The organism is Bradyrhizobium sp. P5_C11_2, assembly GCF_054049755.1.
Window position 1 is genome coordinate 1 of record NZ_JBFULT010000248.1, and the last position, 10,542, is coordinate 10,542.

A 10,542-nucleotide genomic window follows, 5' to 3' on the forward strand; every position below is an offset into this window, starting at 1 on the left:
GCATGGTGCAGGACGCCGTCGGCAAGGGCGCCAGGCTCGAAACCGGGGGCAAACGCGTCGGCAACAAGGGCCATTTCTTCGAGCCGACCGTGGTGAGCGATGTGCCGAAGGATGCGCGCGCGATGAACGAGGAGCCGTTCGGCCCGCTCGCCCTGATCTCCCGCTTCTCGTCTTTCGACGACGTGGTCGAGGAGGCCAACCGGCTGCCCTTTGGCCTTGCCTCCTACGCCTTCACCAGCTCGGCCAAGACGGCGGCTGCGATCGGCGCGGCGGTCGAGGCCGGCATGATGTCGATCAACAGCTTTGGTCTGGCACTGCCCGAAGTGCCGTTCGGCGGCATCAAGGATTCCGGCTACGGCTCGGAAGGCGGGACCGAGGCGATGGAAGGCTACTTCAACACCAAGTTCATCAGCCAGACGGGCGTGTGAGAGAGCGTTGCACGCGAGGCAGCGCGATCATCGCGGGGCTCAGCGCTTGACGAAGACCAGGTTGCAGGCACGCGCCTCGTTGCGCTTGCCGCTGCCGCGGGTGCGTTCGAACTGCGCATCGACCGTAAATGCGTAGGGAGAGCCGGGCGGCAGGTTATTGAGGGTGTAAGTGCTCGCCCCTGTCGTGCCGCGCGCGCTCAAGGTGGTCTTGCCGTCCGCGGGGATCTGGCCGTCGATCTCCAGCCGGTTGACGCTGCCCTGGCCCTGCGCCTCGGCGTGAAACACGCCGTTCGTCACGGTGGCAGCCAGGGGCCTGGTGAAGCCCTGCGCCTTGCCTGTCGTCGGGCAGTTCAACGTCACGTCCCAGCTGCCGTCGAAATCCTTGCTTCCCGTGGTTCTGGCGTTACCGGAAGGTGCCAACGCCGTCTTCTGCTTCAACCCTTCGACCCGCGCCTTGGCGAGGGTGGCGAAGATGCAATTCGGGAATCTGGCGAGATGGTCCTCGTAGGCCCCCAGCGTGCCGATGCCGTCCGCAGCCTTCCAATGCGCCTCCGCAGCCGCGCACGGGTCGGCCCGCGGCGCCGCTTGGGGCGCGGCCGGGGCGACCGTGACCGACACCGGCCCGTTCAGGTAGAACTTGCCGATGATCGACAGCGACAGCTCCGGCAGCTGGGTCTTGCCGCTGGAGTCATAGACGTCGCTGCTGATGTCGCGAAAGACGTCGCCGATCTCCTGCGGCTCCTCGATGTGCTTCAGGAACGCGGTCGTGTAGGGGCTGTTGCGACCGGTGCCATCGGCGGCGACCTGCCCCGATTGCGTCGAGAACGACACGATCGTGCCGCGCGGCGCTTCGACCTTTGACAATCCCCGTCCGAGCGAGGCGGCGCGGGTCGCGGAGCGCTTGAGGCCTTCCGCCAGCGGGTTGTCGCGGCAGGAATCGAGCACCAGGATGCGCAGGTTCTTGGCCTGCTGCAGGTCGTTCACGATGTCGTCGACCCGCACGAAGCGCTTCAGGTCGGCTTCGTCGGTCAGCACGGCGTCAACAGGCATCAGGTAGTTCACGCCGTTGTACTGCATCGCATGGCCGCTGTAGTAGAACATGGCGACGTCGGCCCGGCTCGCCGCGCGCGCGAAGCGGATGGTCAGGTCCTGCATGTCGGCCTGGCGCAGGTCGATGCCCTGGAGCACCTCGAAACCGCTGCGCCTGAGCGAGGCCGYGACGTCTTCGGCATCGTGCGACGGGTTGGGAAGCTGCGCCGTAGAGGCATAGGCGCCGTTGCCGATCACCAGGGCGACCCGCGTTTCCGCCGATGCGGGACCCAGGCACAGCCAGCAGGCGAGGAGGGCCAGGAAAAATCGAGGCAATATTCCAGAAGGAGCACGCATGAATGCCTTCCAGGGAAATATCGAAAAATATCCCTCCAGATTAGCGCATGCCGCGCCGGCATCAATGCCCTTGCTTTGGAACCGTCAAATTTGCCGGCCGTGACATCCTGTCACGCCGGGCTCGCCGCCACGATCTTGCGCAGCCCCATCTCGGTTGCGATCGCCTCCCTCACGGCGGGCCGCGCCTGCATGCGTTCGAGATAGGCCGACAGGGATGGCCATTGCGCGATGTCGACCCCCGCGGGACGCAGCAGCAGCAAGGCCCAGGTGAGGTGGGCATCCGCGACGGTGAAGCTGTGGCCGACGAGGAATTCGCGGTCCGCAAGGTGCGCTGATGGTACCGACAATGTATGCGCGATGCGGGCACGCGGCTTGGCGAGCGAGCCGTCGTCCTTGTACCAGAAGGTCGGAAACAGGAACGCCTTGTGGATCTCGGCGCCGATGAAGCTCAGCCATTCCTGGAGGCGATAGCGATCGGGATCGCCGAACCGCGGCGCGAGCCCCGTCTCCGGCTTCAGATCGGCGATGTATTGCAGCACCGCCGCGCTCTCGGTCAGCCGTTCGCCGTTCTCCAGCACCAGGACCGGCACCGCGGCCTTCGGCGAGACGCCGCGGAAATCGCTGTCGTCGTCCGCGACCTGCTTGGTCAAGAGATGCACCTGATGATAGCGCGCATCGAGGCCCGCTTCCATCAGCGCGATGCGGCTCGCGAGCGAGCAGGCCATCGGCGAGAAATAGAGTTGCAGCATCGCGTTGCTCCGTTATTTCAGCGCATCGCCGCGCGCGATGATCGCGAAGCGGTCGGATAGCTCGGCGAGTGCAACCTCGTGGATGGTCCGGGCGTCCAGCGTGCCGCCGCGGCCGTCGGGCAGGTCGCGGGTGGCGCAGGCGTCGGCGTCGATGGTCGTGCGAAAGCCGAGGTCGAGCGCGGCGCGCGCCGTGGAGCTGACGCACATATGCGTCATGAAGCCGGCCAGCACGATGTTCTTCCTGTCGGTTGCCGCAAGGCGCGCCTGCAAATCAGTGCCGGCAAACGCATTCGGCAACTCCTTCTCGATCACCAGCTCGCCGGCACGGGGGCTTAGCTCGGCGACGATGGCGCCGCGCTCAGTGCCGCGATCGAACAGGCTGCCGGCCTTGCCGCGATGGGCGATATGGATGATCGCGGCTCCGCTCTCGCGTGCCCGTGCCAGGAGCGCAGCCGCTCGCGCGATGGCGGGCCGGGCGTCGGGCAAAGCGAGAGGACCTGCGAGATATTCGTTCTGGATATCGATCAGCACCAGCGCGGCGTCGCCAAGACGCGGCGGGTTGAGGTCGGCACCGGCGAGCTGCAGCAGGGTCTTTGCGGTCGTCATGGTCTGGAAATCTCCGGGGCAAAAGGTGCTGCGAACATAGCCCCGGGAATGCCTGCCGATATGCAGGGATATTGCAGCGGGTGGCTGCAATATTGCAGGCCGCTCCCGGCCGGTATAACCTCGCACAATGAACTGGGACGATCTGCGCATCATCGCTGCGGTCAGGGACGAGGGCACCTATGCGGGCGCCAGCGCGCGGCTGCGCATCGACGAGACGACGGTCGGGCGCAGGCTGTCGCGCATCGAGCGTGCGCTCGGTTTGCGTCTGTTCGAGGCCGCCGACGGCGTCCGCAGGCCGACGCGGAGTTGCGAGGCGGTGCTGGCGCATGTCGAGGCGATGGCCGCACATGCCGCCGAGATCGGTCGCCTCGGTGAGAGCCTGGCAGGTCCGGTGGGACGCCTGCGCATCGCCTCCACCAACACGGTCGCCGAGGAGGTTCTGTCGCCGCGCGCGAGCGACTTCCTGCGCGCCAATCCCGGCCTGACGCTGCAATTCCTCACCTCGAGCGAGAACGTCAAGTTCTCGCGCTGGGAGGCCGATCTCGCCATCCGGCTGCGCAAACCCGACAAGGGTGACTTCGCGATCTCCAGGCTCGGCGACGTCAAGCTGTATTATTTCGAGCCTGTTACGACCGAGGGCGAGCCGGTGCTATGCGCCTATCCGGACGAACTCGGTGCCATTCCGGAGACGCAATTCCTGCGCACGAAGCAAGCCCGCGCGCGCTGCGTCACCGACAACGTTCGCGTCATCCGTAATCTGATCCGCGCGCATCAGGCCGCCGGCGTGTTGCCGGAGTATAGTTGCGCGGACTTGCTCGGCGATCGCCGCCTGCGTGCCACGCTGCTGCCGAAGCGGCGCGACGTCTGGCTGCTCGTGCAAAACCACCTCAAGCGCGACGCCGCAACGCGCGTGACGATCGACTGGGTGAGGGCGTGCTTCCAGGAGATGTCGCGTACTTGACGTCACGTCGCGGTGTGACGATCGCRTCACAGCGCAAGGCGTGTGACGAAAAATCTCAGCTTTCCCCCTTGCACCCCGAACGTGCTTCGTCTATTAGCCCGCTCCTTCGCTAGGCCATGGGTTCGGGCTCGTTGAGATCCCGACTGGCGCGATCCGGTTTCCGGTCTCGTGTTCCGCCGAATGAAGAAAACCGCAGGACGTAGCTCATGGAGAGCGTCGGGTTGAACACCCGAAGGCATCGGTTCGATTCCGGTCTCTTGCACAAAGGATAGCTCAGTTTGGTAGAGCAGATGATTGTGACTCATCCTGTCGCGGGTTCGAATCCCGCTCCAGCGCTCCGTTTCAGCCTAAAACGCTGATACCTCTGAAGGGGACCGGACGCGCGCTTCAGTCGCCGTCCGGCCGCATTGCCCAAAAGGCTTTCGTCCGAACAACGACACTGTGAGACCGGCTTTGCGCCGCGGGTAGATACCGCTTGCGCTGATGCCGGGTGGCTCCGCATGACCGCTCGACACGCGTCGAGCGATCGCGCGCGTGCGCCCGTCGTCACGCAAGCTCAAGCCCCGGCCCGCCGATTTTTCAGGAAGCGTCGTCCGCGTCCTCACGTCCTTTGCGAACGAAACCTGTCGTCCGGCATCCGGCCGGGCGCAAACGAAGGAGGCGTGCCAATGACTTTGAACAAGACCTGGCATTTGCTGACGTTGAACGTGACGGTCAAGGATGGCGAGCGTGCGTTGCTTACGCGCAATGGGCAGCTCGTGCGCGTGCTCGCGCCCGGCAAGCATCGCCTGTTCGATCCCCTGCACGAGCTCAAGGCCGAGGTGCGCGATGTGGTCCGTGAGGAATTCTCCGCGGATCGCTACGCGGTGCTGAAGGCCGCGCGGCCTGATCTCGCCGCCGAGCTGTTCGAGGCGATCGAGACCAAGGCGGACGAGATCGCCATCGTCAGCCTCGACGGCCGGCCCGTGCATCTGATGACGCCCTGGCAGGTGCGCGTCTACTGGAAGGTCGCGACCCGCATCGATGTCGAGCGCATCGATGTGTCGCGCGATCCCAAGGTCAGCGCGCGGCACCTGACCATGATCGAGCGCAACCGTTCGACCGTCGTGATGGAAGCGGTGGTCGAGAACCACGAGGCCGGCCTGCTCTATGTCGAGGGCCGGCTGGTGGRGCGGCTCGCGCCCGGCCGGCACGCCTTCTGGACCGTCGGCCGCAAGATCGAGGTGAAGCGCCTCGACCTGCGGCCCCAGGCGGTCGAGATCACCGCGCAGGAGATGCTGACCAAGGATCGCATCGCGCTGCGGGTGACGCTGACGGCGTTCCGCCGGATCGTCGATCCCGAGCGCACGGTTGCGACCGTGCCCGACGTGGATGCGTGGCTGTACCGGCTGGTGCAGTTCGCGATCCGCGAGGCGGTGGCCGGCCGTACGCTGGACGAGGTGCTGTCTGCGAAGGCGGTGCTGGATGCGGAGCTGCGCGACTATGTGCGCGCACGCGTCGCGGAGTCCGGCGTGGAGGTGACCGAGCTCGGCGTCAAGGATGTGATCCTGCCCGGCGAAATCCGGGAGCTGGTGAACAAGGTGGTGGAGGCGGAGCGGGTCGCCAAGGCGAACCTGATCCGCCGGCAGGAGGAGACCGCGGCGACGCGTTCGCTCCTGAACACCGCCCGCCTGATGGAGGAGAACCCCCTGCTGCTGCGGCTCAAGGAGCTGGAGTCGCTGGAGCGGCTGGTCGAGAAGGTCGGCCGCATCGACCTCCATGCCGGTAACGGCGAGGGCCTTGATGCCCTGCTGACCCGGCTCGTGCGCCTGAAGGCGCCCGAGAGCGCGTGAACGACAGCGCGTGAAGCAGAAGGGCCGCCCACGGGCGGCCCTTCATCTGTCCGGGCCGAGCCGCCCGCGTTGAACGCAGTCGCGGAGATACGCGACCAAGCTCACGGCGCGCCGGGATTGCGCGTTCCATCGCTTGCGCTACTCTCGATGGCAGATCGTCTTGAATTTGTCTTGGAATTTGTCTTGAAATTATCTTGGGCAGGGGCCGGTACATGACCACTCTTCAGGAAACCATCCGGCCGTCGGCGCAATCCCGGGAGTGGAAGGCGATCGTCATCCTGATCCTGCTGATCCCGGTGTTGTGGTCGCCGCCGTTCTTGATCCGCTTCTTCCTGTTCCAGCCGTTCAACATACCGTCCGGCTCGATGACCCCGACGCTGGTCGTCGGCGACTATGTGTTCGCCGCGAAATACGCCTACGGCTACGGTCCTTATTCGTTTCCTCTTGCGTCGTCCCTGCTCTCGGGCCGCGTCTTTGCCGCCGCGCCGGAATACGGCGACATCGTCGTGTTTCGGACGCCGAAGGACACCTCGGTCGACTATATCAAGCGCGTGGTCGGGCTGCCCGGCGATCGCATCCAGATGCGCCAGGGGCAGCTCATCCTCAACGATCGCCCGGTGACGCGCGTCGCTCTGAAAGAGGTGATTGCCGGCTCTGCCTGCGGTGCCGATGACGGCGCCGGGGTCAAGCGCTGGCGCGAGACGCTGCCGAACGGCGCGAGCTACCAGACCTACGACTGCATCGATAACGGCTTCTACGACAACACCAACGTCTACACGGTCCCGGCAGGCCATTTCTTCGTGCTCGGCGACAACCGCGACAACTCCACCGACAGCCGCGCGATGGGAGCCATGGGCTTCGTGCCGATGGACAATCTCGTCGGCCGGGTGAGGCGGATCTTCTGGTCGCTCAACAACGAAGGCGAGCCGCGCTTCGAGCGGCTGGGGAAGGTGTGGTGAGGCGCGACGGCGCGCCTCACGTGGCGGGCATCTTCCGCCCCTGCGCTTCTTCGATGTGTCGCCGCTGATCGAGAAAGGCCCGGCTTGATCTCGTCTTGAACAATTCGAGGCTCTCGGTTTGATCGGTCGAAGGCGTCAGCGCCTTGTCAGCATATGCGAGCCGATACGGATCGCGCTTGACCTTGCGCGCAAGCCGCTCGAGATGGATTGCGAGCGTCGCCCAGCGAGCTGCTTTGGTCGCCGTTTCCGCGACGAGGCGCGGATAGAACAGCCACGCCGGTTCCGTCGGCAGATGTGGACGGCGCTCATGCCGGCTCTTCAGGCGGAGCACACCACCCTCGAGCGGATGGACATGCTCGATAGGATGGTAGCCTCTGAAATAGAGAACGAAGGTCTTGATCCTGTTGACGCTGTTGCCGGTAGCTGCGGCCCGCCGCATGATCGTTTCGACATGCGTCCAGCTATAATAGGTGGTCCAGGCCGTCGCGTAGGCACTTTCCCATTCGGCCTGCGACATCGTCGCGTGCGCAACCGTGACATGGTCCAAATCGTACTTGTTGAGATCCGGATCCATCGCGACGCCCTTGGAGTACAGAGTCTTGTGGTCCTCTGACCCGGGCAGCGGCGTCAGGAAGAAGAATTCCAGCATGTCGATCGGCAACTCGTCCTGGATGATCTTGATGTCACGGACGATCGACGCAAGCGTGTCGTTCGGGAAACCCAGGATATAGCCGCCGACGGTGACGATCTTGGCCTGCTTCCAGGCAAGCATCATCTCACGGTAATCCGTGATCTTGTTCTGTCGCTTCTTGGCGCCGAGCAAACTGTCCGGATTGATGTTTTCCAGACCGATGAAGCACCTTCGCACGCCAGCCCTTGCGCATTTCTCCACGAATTYCGGCAGCTTGTGGCAAAGGGTATCGACCTGGATAGTGAAGCTCAACTGCCATCCTTCCTTCTCGCGAAGCTCGATGATGCGGTCGAGCAGCACCTCCCAGTCCTTGTTGCGGGCGAAATTGTCGTCGGTGATGAAGAAGGCATGAATGCCCTGCGCGATGTTGGCGCGGATAAGGGCCTCGATGTCATCAGCAGTTCGGCGACGTGACTTGCGACCCTGCACGTTGATGATCGTGCAGAACGAGCACTGAAAGGGACAGCCGCGGCCGGCGTCGAAGCTAGTGGTGCGACCTATCACCCGCTTGATCTGCTCTCGGGGTATGATCGGCAGCGGCTGGCCTTCGAGGTGCGGGAGGTCATTGAGGAAATTGTATTGCGGCTGAAGCTGCCCGGCGACGGCATCCTTCAGGACATGCTCGAGACGCCCCTCAGCCTCTCCGGCAAAAACCGACACGCCGAGATCCATGATCTTGCGAACGTCTGGGTCGCAATCCGGCAACATCGCCAGTGTTCCCGAAACATGGAAGCCGCCGACCGCGACCTGGATGCCCCGGCTTCGAAATTGTCGTGCGATATCAATCGCTCGTGGAAATTGGTTGGACTGTACGCCGACCAGCATCACCATACCGGCATTGGCGGCCTTGATCGAGCGTGCCAGAGCTTCGACCCGCACCATCCGGTTGGTTTCGTCGATCGCTTCAATGTCGATGTCGAATTCAGCGCCAAGAACCCGGCGCTCGCGGCAATCGAGCGCGATGCCATGAAGACACGCCAACGAATTGGAAGGCAGACCTCCCCGCCACCATCGGATCACATAGCCATCACTGTCGTAATGCGACGGCTTGATGAGAACAAGCCGGAATGTCTGGTTCGTTCGCATGCGCGGAGGGTATCCTGCGGACGCTCGATCGCCAACCTCRTTTTAATTGCATCTTGCGGCGACAGAAATATTCGATCGATCGCGCGCGCCCTTGATCATACACGAATGGGGCGATCGGGATAGGAGCAGTGAGGAGCCACGGTCTCTGTCATTCCGGGCTCGGCGCTTCGCGCCGCCCGGAACGACGAAAGAGGGGGCCGCTGCACCGTGTGTCAAAACAAAAACCCCGGCATCGCTGCCGGGGTTTCGCATTCTTTGGCTTGCCTGAACGGCCGGACCTTAGAAGTCCATGCCGCCCATGCCGCCGCCCGGGGGCATTGCGGGGCCGGCGCCGCCCTTCTTGGGCAGCTCGGCGACCATGGCTTCCGTGGTGATCAGCAGGGCCGCAACCGAGGCTGCATTCTGGATCGCGGTGCGCACGACCTTGGTCGGGTCGATGATGCCCTTGGTGACCAGGTTGACGTACTCGCCGGTCTGGGAGTCGAAGCCGTAGGCGTAGGTCTTGTTCTCCAGGATCTTGCCGACGATCACCGAGCCGTCTTCACCGGCGTTGATCGCGATCTGGCGAGCGGGAGCCGACAGCGCCTTGCGCACGATCTCGACGCCGGTCTTCTGGTCGTCGTTCTTGGTGCGCAGGCCCTTGAGCTGCTCGGAGGCACGGAGCAGGGCGACGCCGCCGCCCGGGACGATGCCTTCCTCGACAGCCGCGCGGGTCGCATGCATCGCGTCATCAACGCGATCCTTGCGCTCCTTCACCTCGACCTCGGTCGCGCCGCCGACGCGGATCACCGCGACGCCGCCCGCGAGCTTGGCAAGACGCTCCTGGAGCTTCTCACGGTCGTAGTCCGAGGTGGTCTCCTCGATCTGCGCCTTGATCTGCTGCACGCGCGCCTCGATGTCGGCCTTCTTGCCGGCGCCGTTGACGATCGTGGTGTTCTCCTTGTCGATCATCACCTTCTTGGCGCGACCGAGCATATTGAGCGTGACGTTCTCGAGCTTGATGCCGAGATCTTCCGAGATCGCCTGGCCGCCGGTCAGGATCGCGATGTCCTGCAGCATGGCCTTGCGGCGATCGCCGAAGCCCGGAGCCTTGACGGCCGCGACCTTCAGGCCGCCGCGCAGACGGTTCACGACCAGGGTCGCGAGCGCCTCGCCTTCGACGTCCTCGGCGACGATGACCAGCGGCTTGCCGGTCTGCACCACGGCCTCGAGCAGCGGCAGCAGCTCGTTCAGCGAGGAGAGCTTCTTCTCGTTGATGAGGATGTAGGCGTCGTCCATCTCAACGCGCATCTTGTCGGCGTTGGTGACGAAGTAGGGCGAGATGTAGCCGCGGTCGAACTGCATGCCTTCGACGACGTCGAGCTCGGTCTCGAGCGACTTGGCTTCTTCAACCGTGATGACGCCCTCGTTGCCGACCTTCTTCATGGCGTCGGAGAGGAACTTGCCGATTTCGGCATCGCCGTTGGCGGAGATGGTGCCGACCTGGGCGATCTCGTCGTTCGAGGTGACCTTCTTGGAGTTCTTGACGAGGTCGGCGACCACGGCTTCCACGGCCAGGTCGATACCACGCTTCAGGTCCATCGGATTCATGCCGGCGGCAACCGACTTGGCGCCTTCACGAACGATCGCAGCCGCGAGCACGGTTGCGGTGGTGGTGCCGTCGCCGGCCGCATCGGCTGACTTGGAGGCGACTTCGCGGACCATCTGCGCGCCCATGTTCTCGAACTTGTCGTCGAGCTCGATCTCCTTGGCGACGGTGACGCCGTCCTTGGTGATGCGGGGAGCGCCGAACGACTTGTCGAGGACGACGTTGCGGCCCTTGGGGCCGAGCGTCACCTTGACGG

Annotated in this window: 9 protein-coding genes and 2 tRNA genes; 6 read left to right on the forward strand and 5 right to left on the reverse strand. The window is 64.4% G+C overall.

Going from position 1 to position 10,542, the window contains the following annotated elements:
• A partial coding sequence (locus ACXJL8_RS22155; RefSeq protein ID WP_456685587.1) for an aldehyde dehydrogenase family protein occupies positions 1 to 428 on the forward strand: 428 nt, incomplete at its 5' end.
• A gap of 39 nt (positions 429 to 467) precedes the next feature.
• On the opposite strand, the gene ACXJL8_RS22160 is transcribed toward ACXJL8_RS22155, so the two are convergent.
• From ACXJL8_RS22160 to ACXJL8_RS22170, 3 genes are all read right to left on the reverse strand, one after another.
• The gene (locus ACXJL8_RS22160; protein ID WP_456685588.1) at positions 468 to 1,814 is read right to left on the reverse strand and encodes a caspase family protein; all 1,347 of its coding nucleotides are present in this window, start codon (positions 1,812 to 1,814) and stop codon (positions 468 to 470) included.
• Between the two features lie 110 nt (positions 1,815 to 1,924).
• Positions 1,925 to 2,563 (reverse strand): glutathione binding-like protein, encoded by a 639-nt coding sequence (locus tag ACXJL8_RS22165; protein ID WP_456618295.1) that lies wholly within the window; start codon positions 2,561 to 2,563, stop codon positions 1,925 to 1,927.
• A gap of 12 nt (positions 2,564 to 2,575) precedes the next feature.
• Complete coding sequence (locus ACXJL8_RS22170; protein WP_456618294.1) at positions 2,576 to 3,169, reverse strand: cysteine hydrolase family protein; 594 nt, start codon at positions 3,167 to 3,169, stop codon at positions 2,576 to 2,578.
• A gap of 127 nt (positions 3,170 to 3,296) precedes the next feature.
• Between ACXJL8_RS22170 and ACXJL8_RS22175 the strand changes: the two genes are divergently transcribed.
• From ACXJL8_RS22175 to lepB, 5 genes are all read left to right on the forward strand, one after another.
• Positions 3,297 to 4,130 (forward strand): LysR family transcriptional regulator, encoded by an 834-nt coding sequence (locus ACXJL8_RS22175; protein WP_456618293.1) that lies wholly within the window; start codon positions 3,297 to 3,299, stop codon positions 4,128 to 4,130.
• A 192-nt stretch (positions 4,131 to 4,322) separates the two neighbouring features.
• Positions 4,323 to 4,392 (forward strand) — tRNA-Phe (locus ACXJL8_RS22180).
• A gap of 4 nt (positions 4,393 to 4,396) precedes the next feature.
• A tRNA-His gene (locus ACXJL8_RS22185) sits at positions 4,397 to 4,462 on the forward strand.
• A gap of 336 nt (positions 4,463 to 4,798) precedes the next feature.
• A complete protein-coding gene (locus tag ACXJL8_RS22190; protein WP_456685589.1) occupies positions 4,799 to 5,962 on the forward strand; it encodes a slipin family protein in 1,164 nt (387 codons plus the stop codon).
• 212 nt (positions 5,963 to 6,174) lie between these two features.
• Positions 6,175 to 6,921 carry a signal peptidase I gene (gene lepB / locus ACXJL8_RS22195; RefSeq protein ID WP_456618291.1) on the forward strand — a complete coding sequence of 249 codons (747 nt, stop codon included), beginning with the start codon at positions 6,175 to 6,177 and terminating at the stop codon, positions 6,919 to 6,921.
• Between the two features lie 16 nt (positions 6,922 to 6,937).
• Here the strand turns inward: lepB and ACXJL8_RS22200 are convergent, their stop codons facing one another.
• Both ACXJL8_RS22200 and groL read right to left on the reverse strand, forming a co-directional pair.
• A complete protein-coding gene (locus ACXJL8_RS22200) occupies positions 6,938 to 8,698 on the reverse strand; it encodes a B12-binding domain-containing radical SAM protein (protein ID WP_456685590.1) in 1,761 nt (586 codons plus the stop codon).
• A gap of 279 nt (positions 8,699 to 8,977) precedes the next feature.
• A partial coding sequence (gene groL / locus ACXJL8_RS22205) for a chaperonin GroEL (RefSeq protein WP_456685591.1) occupies positions 8,978 to 10,542 on the reverse strand: 1,565 nt, incomplete at its 5' end.

Excerpts from the sequence above, each read along its gene's own strand:
- ACXJL8_RS22165 (WP_456618295.1), bottom strand. The coding sequence starts at position 2,563 with ATGCTGCAACTCTATTTCTCGCCGATGGCCTGCTCGCTCGCGAGCCGC.
- ACXJL8_RS22170 (WP_456618294.1), bottom strand. The coding sequence starts at position 3,169 with ATGACGACCGCAAAGACCCTGCTGCAGCTCGCCGGTGCCGACCTCAAC.
- ACXJL8_RS22175 (WP_456618293.1), top strand. The coding sequence starts at position 3,297 with ATGAACTGGGACGATCTGCGCATCATCGCTGCGGTCAGGGACGAGGGC.
- lepB (WP_456618291.1), top strand. The coding sequence starts at position 6,175 with ATGACCACTCTTCAGGAAACCATCCGGCCGTCGGCGCAATCCCGGGAG.